The 15,304-nt window shown below is 70.1% G+C and carries 13 protein-coding genes and 1 tRNA gene; 5 read left to right on the top strand and 9 right to left on the bottom strand.

From position 1 onward, the window contains the following. Window positions 1–25 precede the first annotated feature (25 nt). From ABDC25_RS15245 to ABDC25_RS15235, 3 genes are all read left to right on the top strand, one after another. Entirely contained in the window at window positions 26–1,186 is a 1,161-nt protein-coding gene (locus ABDC25_RS15245; protein ID WP_031208005.1) for an acylneuraminate cytidylyltransferase, read from the top strand. 93 nt (window positions 1,187–1,279) lie between these two features. Next, window positions 1,280–2,152 (top strand): N-acetylneuraminate synthase family protein, encoded by an 873-nt coding sequence (locus ABDC25_RS15240; RefSeq protein WP_021201165.1) that lies wholly within the window; start codon window positions 1,280–1,282, stop codon window positions 2,150–2,152. Next, window positions 2,149–3,558 carry a DUF6716 putative glycosyltransferase gene (locus ABDC25_RS15235; RefSeq protein WP_052514725.1) on the top strand — a complete coding sequence of 470 codons (1,410 nt, stop codon included), beginning with the start codon at window positions 2,149–2,151 and terminating at the stop codon, window positions 3,556–3,558. Before ABDC25_RS15240 ends, ABDC25_RS15235 begins: the two co-directional genes overlap by 4 nt. Window positions 3,559–3,692: 134 nt before the next feature. Here the strand turns inward: ABDC25_RS15235 and ABDC25_RS15230 are convergent, their stop codons facing one another. Together ABDC25_RS15230 and ABDC25_RS15225 are read right to left on the bottom strand one after the other, a co-directional pair. After that, a complete protein-coding gene (locus ABDC25_RS15230; RefSeq protein ID WP_021201164.1) occupies window positions 3,693–4,472 on the bottom strand; it encodes an ABC transporter permease in 780 nt (259 codons plus the stop codon). Continuing rightward, a complete protein-coding gene (locus ABDC25_RS15225) occupies window positions 4,469–5,521 on the bottom strand; it encodes an ATP-binding cassette domain-containing protein (RefSeq protein WP_347123449.1) in 1,053 nt (350 codons plus the stop codon). Before ABDC25_RS15225 ends, ABDC25_RS15230 begins: the two co-directional genes overlap by 4 nt. Before the next feature lie 63 nt (window positions 5,522–5,584). Here ABDC25_RS15225 and ABDC25_RS15220 point away from each other — a divergent pair, with 63 nt between their 5' ends. Together ABDC25_RS15220 and ABDC25_RS15215 are read left to right on the top strand one after the other, a co-directional pair. After that, window positions 5,585–6,571: a WYL domain-containing protein gene (locus ABDC25_RS15220; RefSeq protein ID WP_167255567.1), complete on the top strand. Its 987-nt coding sequence runs from the start codon at window positions 5,585–5,587 to the stop codon at window positions 6,569–6,571. 87 nt (window positions 6,572–6,658) lie between these two features. Continuing rightward, window positions 6,659–6,734, top strand: a tRNA-Met gene (locus ABDC25_RS15215). A gap of 107 nt (window positions 6,735–6,841) precedes the next feature. Here ABDC25_RS15215 and ABDC25_RS15210 read toward each other — a convergent pair. Genes ABDC25_RS15210 through ABDC25_RS15180 form a run of 7 tightly spaced genes read right to left on the bottom strand, consistent with a single transcriptional unit; the run spans window position 6,842 to window position 15,222 of the window. Next, window positions 6,842–7,732: a siderophore-interacting protein gene (locus ABDC25_RS15210; RefSeq protein ID WP_347123447.1), complete on the bottom strand. Its 891-nt coding sequence runs from the start codon at window positions 7,730–7,732 to the stop codon at window positions 6,842–6,844. Beyond that, entirely contained in the window at window positions 7,729–9,552 is a 1,824-nt protein-coding gene (locus ABDC25_RS15205) for an ABC transporter ATP-binding protein (protein WP_167255569.1), read from the bottom strand. The genes ABDC25_RS15210 and ABDC25_RS15205 overlap by 4 nt, the downstream gene beginning before the upstream one ends. Continuing rightward, entirely contained in the window at window positions 9,545–11,182 is a 1,638-nt protein-coding gene (locus ABDC25_RS15200) for an ABC transporter ATP-binding protein (RefSeq protein WP_167255571.1), read from the bottom strand. The genes ABDC25_RS15205 and ABDC25_RS15200 overlap by 8 nt, the downstream gene beginning before the upstream one ends. Beyond that, window positions 11,179–11,967, bottom strand: coding sequence for an ABC transporter ATP-binding protein (locus ABDC25_RS15195; RefSeq protein WP_208323802.1), 789 nt, complete (start codon window positions 11,965–11,967; stop codon window positions 11,179–11,181). Before ABDC25_RS15195 ends, ABDC25_RS15200 begins: the two co-directional genes overlap by 4 nt. Before the next feature lie 11 nt (window positions 11,968–11,978). Further along, window positions 11,979–13,082, bottom strand: a complete 1,104-nt coding sequence (locus tag ABDC25_RS15190; protein ID WP_021201157.1) for an iron chelate uptake ABC transporter family permease subunit — start codon at window positions 13,080–13,082, stop codon at window positions 11,979–11,981. Beyond that, on the bottom strand, window positions 13,079–14,152 hold the full coding sequence (locus ABDC25_RS15185; RefSeq protein ID WP_208323803.1) for an iron chelate uptake ABC transporter family permease subunit: 1,074 nt from the start codon (window positions 14,150–14,152) through the stop codon (window positions 13,079–13,081). The genes ABDC25_RS15190 and ABDC25_RS15185 overlap by 4 nt, the downstream gene beginning before the upstream one ends. 8 nt (window positions 14,153–14,160) lie before the next feature. Continuing rightward, a complete protein-coding gene (locus ABDC25_RS15180; RefSeq protein WP_167255575.1) occupies window positions 14,161–15,222 on the bottom strand; it encodes an iron-siderophore ABC transporter substrate-binding protein in 1,062 nt (353 codons plus the stop codon). Window positions 15,223–15,304: the final 82 nt, after the last annotated feature.

Genomic DNA, 15,304 nt, shown 5'->3' with positions numbered 1-15,304 from the left:
GATGGCGACGACGAGGATGTGGACGATGGACGAGCGGAAGCCCCTCACGGTGGCGATCATCCCGGCGCGCGGGGGATCGAAGCAGGTGCCACGCAAGAACCTTCAGCGCGTCGGCGGTGTGCCCCTGGTCGAGCGTGCGGTCCGCGCCGCGGCCGCCGCACCCGGCATCGATCTGGTCGTCGTCTCGACAGACGATGACGAGATCGCTGCGGTGGCGACGTCGGCCGGCGCGCGGGTGGTCCGTCGCCCCGCGGCGCTCTCCGGTGACACCGCGACCTCGGAGAGCGCGATCCTGCATGCATTGGACGACCTCGAGGTGAACGGAGCCGCCGTCGGCATCGTGGCGTTCCTGCAGGCGACCTCGCCGTTCATCCCGAGCGATGCGCTCGCTGACGCCGTGGAGGAGATCCGCGCCGACCGCGCCGACAGCGTCTTCTCGGCTCACGAGACCTATGCGTTCCTGTGGCGGGAAGGGGAGGGGAGCGAGGCGGTGGCGATCAACCACGAAGCCGCGCACCGCCCGCGCCGACAGGACCGCGAGCCGCACCACCTCGAGACCGGCGCGTTCTATGTGTTCCGTGCCGCGGGCTTCCGCGAGAACAGGCACCGCTTCTTCGGCAGGACCCGCATCGCGGCGGTGCCGGAGTGGACGGCGATCGAGATCGACGATGCGGATCAACTCCGCGTCGCCCGTGCGCTCGCCCGCCTGCACGAGGCCCCCACGCCCATCGTGGTCCGCGCGGTCGTCACCGACTTCGACGGCGTGCACACCGACGACACCGCGATCATCGACGCCGACGGCGGTGAACGGGTGCGGGTCAGCCGGGAGGACGGCATGGGCGTCGCCCTGCTGCGCCGAGCCGGCGTGCCGCTGCTGATCCTGTCGACCGAGGTGAATCCGGTGGTCCGCGCTCGCGCCGACAAGCTCAGGGTCCCCGTGCTGCACGGCATCGACGACAAGGAGACGGCGCTGCGCAACTGGGCGCGCGACAACGAGGTGCCTCTCGGCGACATCGCCTACCTCGGCAACGACGTCAACGACCTGCCGGCGATGCGGATCGTGGGGTGGCCGGTCGCGGTCGCGAACGCGCATCCGCTGGTGATCGAAGAGGCCCGTGTCGTGCTGCGTCGCAGAGGTGGAGAGGGTGCGGTGCGGGAGCTGATCGAGCGGGTGTTGTCGAGCTGACCGATGCCGGTAACCCGGCGGTCGCCCGGTGTTCATCCTCGGCCCGTATCCAGGAAGGAGGGGTAGCACCAACGCTCGAACACCGGAGGAATCATGACTGTCAGCATCGGCTCACGAGTGATCGGCGGAGGGCGTCCTGCCTACGTCATCGCAGAGATCGGCCTGAACCACAACGGCGACGTCGACATCGCGAAGAAGCTCATCGACGTCGCGGCCCGAGCCGGTGCCGATGCCGTGAAGTTCCAGAAGCGCACTCCGGAGATCTCGACGCCGGAGCACATGCGCGACGTTCCGCGCGAGACGCCCTGGGGTGTGATGAGCTACCTCGACTACCGCCGTCGTGTCGAGTTCGGGCGCGACGAGTACGTCGAGATCGGCGACCACGCCACGATGCTCGGCCTGGACTGGTTCGCCTCGCCGTGGGACGTTCCCAGCGTCGCGTTCCTCGAAGAGTTGAACGTGGTGGCCCACAAGGTCGCCTCGGCCAGCCTCACCGACACCGAACTGCTGATCGCGCTGCGGGAGACCGGCAAGCCCGTGATCCTCTCCACCGGCATGTCGACCATCGAGCAGATCGACCGGGCGCTCGACACGCTCGGCACCGATCGGGTGGTCCTCATGCATGCGACGTCGACCTACCCGCTGGAGCCGGAAGAGGCGAACCTGCGGGTGATCGCGACGCTGCGCGACCGCTATCCCGGCGTGCCCGTCGGCTACTCGGGTCATGAGCGCGGACTGCAGATCTCTCTCGCCGCCGTGGCCATCGGAGCCGTCGCTGTCGAGCGCCACATCACCCTGGACCGCACGATGTGGGGATCCGACCATGCGGCCTCGCTCGAGCCGACGGGCCTCGAGCACCTCGTACGCGACATCCGTGTGATCGAGCGTGCGACCGGCGACGGAGTCAAGCGGGTGTTCGACAGCGAGCGTGCGCCGATGGCGAAGCTGCGCCGCGTTCCGGCATGACGGCGGCCACCGGCATCCGCGTCGTCGCCATCGCGGATGCCGACTCGTTCGTGAAGTGGGCCGCCTCCCTTCTCGGTTCCGTGCCGGGTGTGCGCCCGCACCTGCTGCTCGTGCGCACACCGCTCACGGCCAGCGCCGAGCAGCAGCGCACGGCTCTCGCCGGCACGACGCTCAGACCGGATGACGTCACCCGCATCGGGTTCGCGCAGACGGAGGCCTGGCTGGCCGGACAGCGCCCCGACGTGGTCCTGCTCGCGGGGCGCGGACCGTTCGTGCGGCTGATGGGACGCGTGATCGACGCGTTGGAGCATCGACCGGTCACGGTCTCGGGACTGCCCGGCATGGCGATCCCCGCCCAGCGCGGGGCGCTGGATTATCGCCGCCACACCGATCTGCTGGTCGTGCATTCCCACAGGGAGGTGCGGGCCTTCGAAGAACTCGGCCGCCGCATCGGGGTGCAGACGCCGGCGGCGCTCGCCACCCTCCCGTTCGCCCGGCGGCGGCAGCGCATGCTGCGTCCGGAGCGCGTCGGCATCGATGCGGTGGCGGGTCGGCGAGCCGGTCTTGCCGCGCGGGGCGGTGGCGTCGCGGTCGCCGAGCGCCCTCCGCGGCCTGCCCCGGTCAAGCCACCGGCGACCGACGTCGTCTTCGCCGCGCAGGCCCTCGTTCCGCTCGCGAAAGACCAGCGGGCCGAGATCGCGGCCATGCTCGTGCGGGCGGCCGAGGCCGAGCCGGGTCGCCGTGTGGTGGTGAAGCTGCGTTCGCGGCCGGGGGAGTCGGAGACCCACCTCGAGCGCGAACCGTATGCGGGGCTGCTGCCGTCGCGCCTGCCGCCGAATCTCGTCTTCTCCTACGACTCGATGAGCACCGCGCTCGAGACGGCCGCGGGCCTCGTCACGGTGAGCTCCACCGCCGCCATCGAGGCCACGGCTCTCGGTGTGCCCGTGATCGCCCTCGACGCGTTCGGGGTGAGCAAGAACCTGCTGAACACGGTGTTCGTGGGAAGCGGGCTGCTCGGCGGTCGTAGCGAGGTCGTGGCGGGGCGCTTCCGGCATCCGCACCCTGACTGGCTGCGCGACAACTACTTCCACCCCGATGGCGAGTCGACGTGGTGGGAGCGGGTCGAGCAGCTCGTGGCGCTGCGGCGTTCCGGGGCACTGCCGGCGCGGCGGGTGCCGTCGGCCCGCGGCGGATCACTGCACGAGGCCTGGCATCGGGCGAGTGTGCTCGGCGCGGAGGATCGCACGATACGAGGGACGGTGGCGCTGGCCATGGGCGCGCCGGCGACCCGAGCGCTGGCCGCGGTGCGCGGACGCCGACTGCCCGCCGACGGGGGAACCTGGGCGGACGCGTTGACCGACTACACGTTGGAGCCGAACCCGTTCGACGACTCCCTCCGGCGCTGAGCGAGCGCGCTCCTCGGCGCTGCCGAAACCCAGACGCTTCGTTCCACCGTCGGGGTGTCGCCTCACGACGCGCGGATGATGCGCCACTGCGTCTGGGTTTCGGCATGCCCGCAGCGGCGCACCATCGGGCGCGGTCAGTTGCTGCGACGGATCGCGCGCACTCCGACGATCAGTCCGACGACCGCGACGGCGAGCGCCGAGACCCAGCCCCACAACACGGTGACATCGCCGAGGTCTCCCGCGAACAGGGCACGCTCGGCCTGGACGACCCAGTTGACCGGGTTGACCGAGGCGACGACCCGCATCCAGTCGGGTGCCGCGTCGAGGGGCAGCAGCATCCCCGACAGGATCAGCAGCGGGAAGATCAGCGACTGCTGCACACCCCAGAACAGCCACTCCCGATCCTTCGTCGCGAGAGCCAGCGAGTACGACAGCGAGCCGAGACCCACCCCGAACACGGCAAGCAGTGCCAGGCCGATGAGCAGACCGGGGATGTCGGCCGCGAATCCGAACGGCCAGGCGATCAGCACGATCACCAGAGCCTGCACGACGATCGGTGCGATCTCCTTGAGGGCGCGTCCGACCAGCAGCGAGGACCGGGCGAGCGGGGCGACCAGGGTGCGCTCGTGCGATCCGGTCATCATCTCGTACTGCAGGTTCGACCCGGTCGACCCGGTGCCGAACAGCACGATCATCACCAGCACGCCCGGCACGAACCACGCCAGCGTCTCACCGGCCGGCTGTCCGGAGTCGCCGATCAGCAGGGGCGCGAACAGCCCGAGGAAGATGAGCGGCTGCAGCAGGCTGAAGATCAGCGTGAAAGGGTCGCGGAGCACGGGCTTGAGTTCGCGCGTCAGCACGTTCCGGGTGTCGCGCGCGAGGTTCGGGCGCACGAGGGTGTCGTTGGTGATCATGACAGGACTCCTGTCGTGCGGTTCTCGGAGGCGGGGCTGTTCTCGGGGGTGCCGGGAGCGGATGCTTCGCCCGTGGCATCCGCTCCTTCTCCGGCATCGCGGAGGGTGCGGCCGGTGAGGGCGAGGAAGACGTCATCGAGCGTCGGCGGTACTCCTGTGGCCCGACGGACCAGGATCCCGGCGGCGTCGAGTTCGCGCACGATCACCGGGAGCAGCCGGTCGCCGTCCTGCACGGCGAGGGAGATCGATTGCCCGTCCGCGGTCACCGGCGCCGGGCTGAGACGGGCGACCACGGCGCGGGCGCTCGCCGCCTCGTCGGCATCCGCGAATCCGAAGGTCAGCACGTCGCCGGCAAGAGTCGCCTTGAGGGAGGCGGCGTCGTCGTCGGCGATGATCCGCCCCTTGTCCATCACCATCACCCGCTCGGCGTAGCGGTCGGCCTCTTCCAGATAGTGCGTGGTGAGGAAGACGGTCGTGCCGTGCTGCGTGCGCAGGTCGAGGATGTGCTCCCAGAGGTTGGCCCTGCTCTGCGGGTCGAGTCCGGTGGAGGGCTCGTCGAGGAAGATGAGGGGAGGTGCGTGCATGAGTCCGAGCGCGATGTCGAGTCGGCGCTTCTGTCCGCCGCTGAGCTGCTGCACACTGCGGGTCGCGAAGGACGTGAGATCGAGGGAGTCGATGAGCTCGTCCGCTCGCCGGGCGCTGTCCCGACGCGACATGCCGTAGAAGGCGCCCTGGCTGAGCAGCTCGTCGCGTACGCGCTGCGAGAAGCTGCCGCTCGTGAGCTGACCGACATACCCGATGCGTGCGCGTACCCCGGCCGCGTCGGAGCGGATGTCGTGGCCGACGACCCGCGCATGGCCGGAGGTGGGCGGGATCAGGGTGGTCAGCATCCGCAGAGTCGTCGATTTGCCGGCGCCGTTGGGACCGAGGAAGGCGACAAGCTCTCCGCGCACGGCGGTGAAGGAGACATCGGTCACGGCGTGGACCGGCGTCTTCTTGACGGTGAAGACCTTGGTCAGGCCTTCGGTCTCGATGAGGGATTCGTTCATGGGAGCGAGCGTAAGAACCAATGCGGACAGATCCTGTCCGCATATTCTGACAATCTGAGACGCATGACCGACACCACCTCCCGTGCTCTCGCTCTGCTCAACCTGCTGCAGACGCACCGGCACTGGCCGGGGACGGAACTCGCCGCCCGGCTGGGGGTGACCGAGCGCACCGTGCGCCGCGACGTCGATCGGCTGCGCGAACTCGGCTATCGGGTCGAGTCGACGCCCGGTGCCGCCGGCGGATACCGGTTGGAGGCGGGGAGCGCCGTGCCTCCGCTGCTGCTCAACGACGACGAGGCGGTGACCATGGCGATCGGACTCCGCATCGCCGCCACGCAGCAGCTGGTCGGCGGACCCGACGTGACGCTCACGGCTCTTGCGAAGCTGGAGCAGGTGCTTCCATCGGCGCTGCGGCAACGGGTGAACGCGCTCGCCGCATCGGTGCAGGCGCCGCGCATCGGAGAAGGGCCGGTGGTCTCACCCGAGGTGCTGGGGGAGATCGCGCTCGCCACCCGCGACACCGAGCGGCTGCGCCTGCGGTACCTCGACGGGGAAGGGCGCGAGAGCGTGCGCCGCGTCGAGCCGCATGCCCTGGCCCCGGCCGGTCGCAAGTGGTTCCTGTTGTGCTGGGACCTCGATCGGGACGACTGGCGCACGTTCCGCGTCGACCGCATCGCCGCGGTGGAACACACGCGTGTGCTGTTCACCCGTCGCGAGATCACGGAGGACGAGATCGAGGAGCGCGTGCTCGTCGCCTCGTCGTGGTCGCCGCAGAAGGTCGAGGCGGCCGCCGTGATGGAGCTGCCGCTCGCCGAGATGCAGGAGCGCTTCGGGCCGTGGTGGCAGGGCGCGACCGCTGTGGGCGACGACCGCACGCGGTGGCCGTTCGGAGGCTCGGACTGGCGCGAGGCCATGTACGCGCTGCTCTGGATCCCCGAGGGCGTCGAGTACGCGGTGGCGCTCGCCGAACCGCACCGGAGCGAGTTGCGCGAGGCGGTCGCACGGCTGATGCGTGCCCTCGACGCCCCGGAGCCGGATGACGCCGGGTGACGAAGAGGCGTCATCCGCAGACTCATAGGGTTATCCCAGGCAACCATCCTGGCGGGGAAGATCACGGCCGGGTAACGTCATTCCCATCGCGGCGATCCGGGCGGTCCCGGGCCTCAGTTCATACCTGAAGGCGTTGCGGGTTCGACTCCCGCCGTCGCGTCCACTTGAAGCCATCTCACCCGTTCCGGTCGCAGTTGCTGCCGCCTCGACGCACGCAGAACGGCAGGAACTGCGACCGGAACACGACGGGGTTCCCGGGGAGGATCCGCCTCACAGCCCCAACTGGTCCAGTCTCTCCTCGAAGCGCACCTGCACGTCTTCCGGCTCATCGCCCTCGGACTCGGCCCATATCGCATCCAGCTCCTTCTGCACCGACTCGGGCAGGGCGGCGAACTTCTCGTCCCACGCGACGACCGGCGTCCAGTAGCCGACGACCTTGAAGCGGGTCGCGGGCAGGGCGAGCTCCTTGCGCAGGTACTTGCGCACGTCGCGCAGCGCCACGGTCTCACCGGCCACCCAGACATAGCCTTCGTCGAGCGGAAGCCGGTCGTCGACGATGCCGCGCACGAGCGGACCGAGCGCACTGGGACCGCGGCCGTTGCCGCCGACCACCCAGGTGACCTCGACGTCGGCGCCCACCTCGAGAGCGACGCGGTCCGCCTCGCTCGGCACTTCGAGCACGACCCGCGTGCGCACGCCCTCCGGGGCCTCGGCGATGATGCGCGCCACGGCCGGAAGCCCGGTGAGGTCGGCGACGAGCACCTGCCACGTGATGCCCTCCGGCGGCGAGTACAGGCCCGTCGGGGAGTTGAACCCGAGCACGTGCCCCGGCTCCGCCCGCGCGGCCCAGGGGCCCGCGACACCTGCCTCGTGGATCACGAAGTCGATGTCGAGTTCGCCGGCGTCCGGGCGCACGCCGCTGATGGTGTACGTGCGCATCGGGGCCTCGGGCGCACCCTCGGGCGTCTCCCACCAGTCGCCCGCCGGCACCGGCAGCGACACCTCCTTCGGGTCGTCGCCGTGCGGGAAGAACACCCGCACGTATTCGTCGCCGATACCGGTGCTGAGGAAGTCGGCGACGCCCTCGCCGCCGAGCGTGACGCGGACCAGGGTCGGGGTGAGGGTGGTCGTGCTGCTGACGATGCCGCGGTGGATGCTCACGGAGTCTCCGTCTCTGTAGGGCGAATCTCTTCGGTGGGGGATGGGTCGGTGGGGGCCGGGTGGGATGTGCTGCGGGTCTGGGCGAGCCAGGAGTCGCGGTAGAGCCCTTCGGTCGCGAGGAGCTCTTCATGCGTGCCGCGCTGCGTCATCCGTCCGTCGGCGAAGACGACGATCTGCTCGGCGGTCACTGCCTGCTGCAGTCGGTGGGCGATGAGCACCGCCGTGCGTCCCTCCCGCAGTGCCGCGATCGCGTCTTCGACGGCTTCGCGGTGGTGGAGCCCCACGTCTGCGGTGGCCTCGTCGAGGATCACCACATCCGGGTCGGCGAGGAAGGCGCGGGCGACCGCGAGCTGCTGGATGCGCCCCTCGTCGAGCGGTACGACGGAATCGGCGGACGAACTCTCGCCCTCTGCGGACTCCTCACGACGCATCGCCTCGACCGCCCACTGCGCCCCGACCGCCCGCAGCGCCGCCGCCATCTCCTCGCCGCTCGCTTCGGGGGCGACGAGGCGCAGGTTGTCGGCGATCGTGCCTCGGAAGTGGTGCAGCTCCTGCGACAGGTAGTACGGGGCGTCTGTGCGGGACGCCAGGTGCACGCTTCCCGACGTCGGCGGGTGATGCCCGGCGATGACGCGCGCCAGCGTGCTCTTGCCCGACCCCGAGGTGCCCACCAGCGCCGCCGTGGTGCCGGGGTCGACCCGCAGGTTCACGCCGCTGATCCCCCGGCCGGTGGTGGGGTAGTGGAACGTCACGTCCCGCACCTCGATGCCCGCGGATGCCGGCGGTGCAGCTTCCGTCTCCGGGCTCTGGGCGGCCGGCGCGGGCGCGAGATCGATGACCCCGACAAGTCGCGCGAGACCGATGGCTGCCCGCTGGATGTCGTCGAGTCCGAAGATCAGCTGTCCGACCGGGCCGAACAGGCGATGGAACAGCAGCGCAGCAGTGGTGACCGCGCCTACCGTGACAGCGCCGGCGGACTGCAGAAGGAATCCGGCGCCGAGGATCGCGGCCAGCCCGACGAGCTCACCGCCGTTGATCCAGCGGAACAGACGATTCGTCACCCGCACGCCCTCGATCTGCATGTGGATCGACGCCACCGCGCGCTCGCGCACCCGCTCGAGAGCGGGCTCCTGCTCGTTGAACGCGGTGAGGGTCTCGATGCCGTCCACCGTGTCGAGCACGGCCTGGCTGCGGGCGGCCTCGCGCACCCGCACCTCGCGGAACACCACACGGGACTTCCGCAGAAAAGCGCGCGTACCGAGGATGTAGAACGGCACGGAGGCAAGCCCCGCGAGCGCCAGCCAGGGATCCAGAGCGGTCAGCGCGACCACCGAGACGCCGATCGCGAACCCCGCGGACAGCAGGGTCGGAGCGACGTTCCCTCCGGCTTCGGCAACGGCATCGACGTCGCCGGTCACGCGGGAGAGCAGATCGGCGCTCTCTCCGTCGTCGACCGCGCTGACGGGCAGCCGCATCGCCGAGGCGAACACGTCTTCACGCAGGCTCGCGAGCATGTCCTGCACCAAGCCGGTGAGCACGCGCACGGCCCACAGCATCACCACAGCTGCGCCGATGGCACCCAGACCGGCCGCGGCGACCCACCCGGCGATGGTCGCGAAGCCGGCGTCGGACGACACGGCATCGACGATGCGCCCCAGGCACGCGGGCATCACGATCCCGAGAGCGGATGCCGCGAGGAACAGCGCGGCGACAGCGGCGGTGCGACCGGGATGCTGCCGCAGCAGCCCACCCACGACGGCCCGCACCCGAGCGCCGGAGGCGATCGGGAGCAGCGCGCCGGTCGAGGTCGAGTCACTCATGGCGTGTATCCGATCCTTCGGAGGGAAGCTCGACGACCCGGTCGCAGGCTCCGAGCAGCACCGGCGAGGTGGTGATCACGATCACGGTCTCGGTGTGCTCTGCAAGGGCGCGGGCGATGTGCGCCTCGGTGATGGCGTCGACGGCCGAGGTGGGCTCGTCGAGCACGAGCACGTCGGCCTCCGCGTGCAGGGCTCGGGCGATGCCGATGCGCTGGCGCTGTCCGCCCGAGAGGCGTCGCCCGGCCTCTCCTACCTCTGACTCCCACCCTCCGACCTGCACCACGGTGTCGTGCAGCGCCGCCATCTCGATGAAGGGCGCGTGCGGCTGGTCCTCCACGCCGTGGCCGCGCACGGCCTCGCGCAGGGAGCCGCTCACGATCGTCTGCCTGTGCGGAGGGGCGACGACCCGACGCCGATACTCGACCGGGTCGAGGTCGGTCAGATCGTGCAATTCACCGTCGATCGCGAGCGCGACCCGGCCGCGGTCGGGTCGGGTGCGCAGACCGAGCAGGCGCGAGAGGGCACGGGCCGTGTCGCTGTCGGCGGGACGGATGCCGAGCAGTTCGCGCTCGCGCACCTCGACGGGCGCGGAGGCGGATCCCGCGCGGAAGGTCAGGACGACGTCCTCCGCCGGTCGTACCGGGGCGGCCGCCGCGACGGGCGCATCGAGCAGGTCGTCGGCGTCGATCACCTCGGCGAGTCGCTTGGCCGAGGCGAGCTTGTGGATCCAGTTCGAGGGGAAGGAGCCCGCATACGCGAGGTAGCCGCTGATGAACTGAGCGAGCCCGAGCACCGTGACCAGCTCGCCGATGCTGATGCGGCCCTCGGAGGCGAACCAGGCCGACATACCTGCCAGCGCGGTGGTCGCGATCGCCGCCAGCGTGCCGCTCACCGCCTCGTATGACGCGAGGGAGCGACCTGCCGCGGTCGCCGCCCGCCGAGAGGTGTCGCTCGCGGCGATGTAGCGGCGCACGGCCTCCTCGCGGGCGCCGATGCCCACGAGCACCCGGAATCCGCTCATGAAGTCGGCGGCGACCGCCCCGGCCTCGGTGGCCGCCTGCTGCTCGACGAGGCCACGGCGTTCCAGCGGGCGCGACACGACCTGCATCACGAGCATCATCGCGATGGTCGAGCCGAATACGACGAGCGTCGCGACGGGCGAGATCACCAGCATCGCGAGACCGGCTCCGATGATCGCGGCGATCGTGGAGCACTGCTGCGCGACCGACCAGGCGACGCCGGCGACCCGATAGGTGTCCGACGTGACGAAGGTGAGTGCCTCGCCGGGGGCCACTGTGCGGCGAGAGAGCCGGGGGCGCAGCATCCGAGAGAGCGTGAGGTGGCGCAGCGCCTGCTCGCCGTAGCCGTAGATCGACACCATGAGGTGGGACGCCGACTGGTAACTCGCCGTCAGCACGAGGAACGTGCCGACCAGGGCGCCGAGCCAGAGGGCGAGTGCTGCGGGGTCGGCGGGGAGCACGGCGCGGTCGATCGTCGCACCGATGATGACGGGGATCGTCGCCTCGGCGAGCGCATGCACGATGAGCAGCGCGGTCGCTCCGGCGAGGGCGATGCCACGCCCCTCCGACTTCAGCGCGATCCCGAAGAGCCTCCGCGGCGTGGGCGTCACGGTGTCCGCCGACCGAGCGGGAGCACCAGCGGCGTCCCGGAGACGGGGTCGGTGATCACTCGACACGGAAGGTCGTACACGGTGTGCACGAGCTCTGCGGTGATGATCTCGCGCGGATCGCCCTGCGCCACGATGGCCCCGTCGCGCATCGCCACGAGGTGCGTCGCGTAACGGGCCGCATGGTTGAGGTCGTGCAGCACGGCGACGAGCGTGGTGCCGCTGCGGTGCAGGTCGGCGAACAGCTCCATCAGGTCGATCTGGTGCGCGATGTCGAGGAATGTCGTCGGTTCGTCGAGCAGCAGATGCGTGGTCTGCTGGGCGAGGGCCATGGCCACCCAGACGCGCTGCCGCTGACCGCCGGAGAGCTCGTCGACCAGGCGCCGCGACAGATCGGTGACCCCGGTCGCGGCCATCGCCTCGGACACGGCGCGCTCGTCGGCGCTGCTCCACGTGCGCAGGGCGCTCTGGTGCGGGAAGCGTCCGCGCCCGACGAGATCGGCGACCGTGATGCCGTCGGGGGCGATGGACGACTGCGGAAGCAGTCCCAGCTTGCGGGCGACTTCTTTCGGCTTGAGCGAACGCAGTTCGTCGCCGTCGAGCAGCACGGCGCCGGTGGTCGGGCGCAGCAGCCGGGCGAATCCGCGCAGCAGGGTCGACTTGCCGCACGCGTTGGGTCCGATGATGATCGTGAACGAGTTGTCGGGAACCTCGAGAGTGAGGTCGGAGATGATCGGGGTGTCCCCGTAGCCCAGCGTGATGTCGCGGGCCTGCAGCGAAGCGGTCAAGGGTGTTCCTTTCAGGTGCGGCGCGCGTACTGGGCAGCGAGCAGCCAGGCGAGATAGAGGCCGCCGACCGACACCGTCACGACGCCGACCGGCACAGCGACGAGCTGGGCCACGGCGTCCGACACCACGACGAGGGCGGCGCCGGTCAGCATCACGGGCACCGTGCCCATCGGGGTGTTCGAGCGGGTGAGGCGCTGCGAGATCTGCGGGGCCGCGAGGGCGATGAAGGAGATGGGGCCGGCCGCGGCGGTCACCAGCGCGACCAGGGCGACGCCGAACACCATCGCTGCGAGACGGGTGCGACCGGGACTGATACCGAGAGCTGTCGCCGCGTCGTCGCCCATCTCGAGCACGGGAAGCGTGCGGGCGAGGGGGAGGGAGAGCAGGGTCACGATCGCGAACACGATCGCCGCCGGGATCAGCTGGTCGAAGCCGAGCGAGGCGATCGAGCCCGCGCCCCAGGTCGCCGCCATCATGGCCTTCTCGACGCTGACCGAGATCAGGATCCACGAGGTGAGGGATCCGAGTCCCGCCGAGACGCCGATGCCGACGATGATGAGCCGGAACGACGACATCGTGTTCTTGCTGGCGAGCACGTAGACGAGCAGCGCGGTGAACAGGCCTCCGACGAGCGCACCCGCCGCCTTGAACATGTAGGTGTTCAGCTCGAAGACGATCATGACCAGCGTCACACCGAACTGTGCGCCGATGCCGAAGCCGATGATGTCGGGGGAGCCGAGCGGATTGCGGGTGAGGGACTGGAAGATGCCGCCGGCGAGGGCGAGGGCTGCGCCGCACAGCACCGCGAACAGCACGCGCGGCAGGCGCCATTCGAACACCACCTGGCGGATGTCGGGGTCGGATGCGGGATCGAAGATCGCTCGGATGACGGCCGCGAAGTCGACCTCGTAGGCGCCGAGGGTCATGGAGAACAGGCCCGCGCCGATGATCACGACGACCAGCAGGAGGCTGACGATGACGGATCGCACCGGGATGAGCGTGGCGATCCGCGCGGTCTCGATCCGGAACAGGCGTCGACCGTGATCGACCGGGGTGAACGCGGCGGGCGATGCCTCAGTGTGGGGCGCGGTGCGGGTCTTCTGGTCGATGCTCACAGGCCGCTCACCCGCTTGCGACGCACGAGCATGATCAGGATCGGGGCTCCGAGGAGGGCCGTGACGATGCCGACGCGCATCTCCCCGTTCGGGAGCACGATGCGGCCGAGGACGTCGGCGAACAGCAGGAAGGCGGGGCCGATGATCATCGAGTACCCGAGCACCCAGCGCTGGTCGGGGCCGGTGAACCAGCGGACGATGTGCGGGATCATGAGCCCGACGAAGGCGATGGGTCCGGCGGCGGCGACGCTGGTTCCGGCCAGCAGGGTGACGGCGATGATGACGAGGATGCGAGTCACGCGCACGCGTGCACCGAGGGCCTGCGCCAGGTCGTCGCCGAGGGCCAGGGCGTTCAGGGAGCGCGCGCACAGGAGTCCGATCAGGAGACCGGCGACGATCAGGGGCACGGCCCAGGTGAGCTGGTCGAGGGTGCGTCCACCGATCGAGCCGACGCCCCAGAACCGCATCACCTGCAGGGTGCTGTGGTCGCGCAGCACGATCGCGGTGGTGAAGCCGGTGAAGGCCGCGCCGAGGGCGACGCCGGCGAGGGTGAGCTTCATGGGGGTCGCCCCCGAGGCTCCGAACGAGCCCAGTATGTAGACGAGCATGGTGAGGACGAAGGCTCCGCCGAGGGCGAAGGGCACGTAGGCGCCGGGGGCGGTGAGGCCGAGCACACCGACGGCGAACGTGACGGCGAAGGATGCACCGGCGTTCACACCGAGGATGCCGGGGTCGGCCAGCGGGTTGCGGGTGAAGGCCTGGATCAGGCCGCCGCACACCGCGAGAGCGGCACCCACGACGATGCCGAGCAGGGTGCGCGGCACACGCAGCTCCATGACCATGAGGTGCAGCGGGTTCTCGTCGTCGTAGGAGAAGAGGGACTGCAGCACGGTGATGGGGTCGATCGCGAGGGCGCCGACGGCGAGCGAGGCGATGGCGGCGATGGCCAGCACCACGACCGAGATGACCAGTCCCGCCACGAGCGTCCCGTTACGGTGCGGGGAGTCGACTGCACGACTCCCCGCACCCGTGTTCGAGACGTCCGTGCCGTCATCCGTCGCCAGGGACATCTCTCGGATCACTTGCCGGTGATGGTGGGCTCGCCCTGGAGCGCCCCGGCGAGGTCGTCGACGTACGTCGGCAGGATGTACTTCAGCGAGAGCACGGTGGGCGCGCTGATGGCCGAGGCCTCGGCGTCGTCGGCGTAGATCACGTACGAGCCGTTGGCGATCGGGTTCCAGCGCGACACGACCTTGTTCTCGACCGTGTACGTGCCCTCGTCGGCGCTGCCGCCCCAGGCCGCGAACAGATCGGCCTCCACGTCGTAGAGGTTCTCGAGGCTGACGCCGGTGTACCAGTTGTCGCCCTCCGCGGTCTGGAGGAAGCTGTCCATCGCCGGGGTCGAGGTGAATCCGAGGGCCTCGGTGATGCGCACGCGGGGGTCGTACTCGAGGTAGACGCCGAGGTCGGTGCCGCCCTCGTTCAGGGTCAGACCCCAGACGAAGGTCTTGTCCTCGAACTCGGGGTGCTCGCCGGCCAGGGTGGTGATCTGCTTCTCTGTCTCGGCGATCAGCTCATCGGCCTTGTCCTCTTCGGACAGTGCCTTGCCGACCGTGCGGGTCATGTCCTCCCAGGTCCCCGGGTTCCAGGGGCCTTCGATGTAGGGGACGGTCGGGGCGATCTCGGTCAGGCGCTCGTACTCGATGTCGGAGACGCCGGAGTAGAGGCTCAGGATCAGGTCGGGCTTGAGCTCCTTGATGGCCTCGTAGTTGGGGCCGTCCTCGAGGAAGGGGATGATCTCGGGGGTCTCGCCGTACTCCTCGGTGACATAGTCCTCGAACCAGGGCTGGTAGCCGCTCTCGCCTGCGCCCCAGACCTCCTCCATGCCGACGGGATTGGTGCCGAGGGCGGCGACGATGTCGGCCGTCATCCAGCCGAGGGTGACGATGCGCTGCGGCTTCTCGGGGATCACGGTCTTGCCGTGGCCGTGCTCGATGACCACGCCGTCTGTTGCGGTGGAGGCGGAACTCGATTCCTCGGGGGTGGACGAGCACCCGGCGAGGGTGAGGGCGGCGGCGACGGCCGCGGCGACGAGGGCCGAGCCTCGGCGGATCTTCGGGCGCGCAGAAGCGAGCGACATGGTTCTCCTTCGGGAAGGGGGGAGGGTGTTGCCGCGTCGACGCGGCGAGAAGTTAGGTAAGCATGCCCTAACAGAACGATGC

The organism is Microbacterium sp. SY138, from assembly GCF_039729145.1.
GTDB lineage: Bacteria > Actinomycetota > Actinomycetes > Actinomycetales > Microbacteriaceae > Microbacterium > Microbacterium maritypicum_A.
This window is presented reverse-complemented; position numbering and strand designations above follow the sequence as displayed.

Excerpts from the sequence above, each read along its gene's own strand:
- ABDC25_RS15245 (WP_031208005.1), top strand. The coding sequence starts at position 26 with ATGGACGAGCGGAAGCCCCTCACGGTGGCGATCATCCCGGCGCGCGGG.
- ABDC25_RS15240 (WP_021201165.1), top strand. The coding sequence starts at position 1,280 with ATGACTGTCAGCATCGGCTCACGAGTGATCGGCGGAGGGCGTCCTGCC.
- ABDC25_RS15235 (WP_052514725.1), top strand. The coding sequence starts at position 2,149 with ATGACGGCGGCCACCGGCATCCGCGTCGTCGCCATCGCGGATGCCGAC.
- ABDC25_RS15230 (WP_021201164.1), bottom strand. The coding sequence starts at position 4,472 with ATGATCACCAACGACACCCTCGTGCGCCCGAACCTCGCGCGCGACACC.
- ABDC25_RS15225 (WP_347123449.1), bottom strand. The coding sequence starts at position 5,521 with ATGAACGAATCCCTCATCGAGACCGAAGGCCTGACCAAGGTCTTCACC.
- ABDC25_RS15220 (WP_167255567.1), top strand. The coding sequence starts at position 5,585 with ATGACCGACACCACCTCCCGTGCTCTCGCTCTGCTCAACCTGCTGCAG.
- ABDC25_RS15205 (WP_167255569.1), bottom strand. The coding sequence starts at position 9,552 with ATGAGTGACTCGACCTCGACCGGCGCGCTGCTCCCGATCGCCTCCGGC.
- ABDC25_RS15185 (WP_208323803.1), bottom strand. The coding sequence starts at position 14,152 with ATGTCCCTGGCGACGGATGACGGCACGGACGTCTCGAACACGGGTGCG.
- ABDC25_RS15180 (WP_167255575.1), bottom strand. The coding sequence starts at position 15,222 with ATGTCGCTCGCTTCTGCGCGCCCGAAGATCCGCCGAGGCTCGGCCCTC.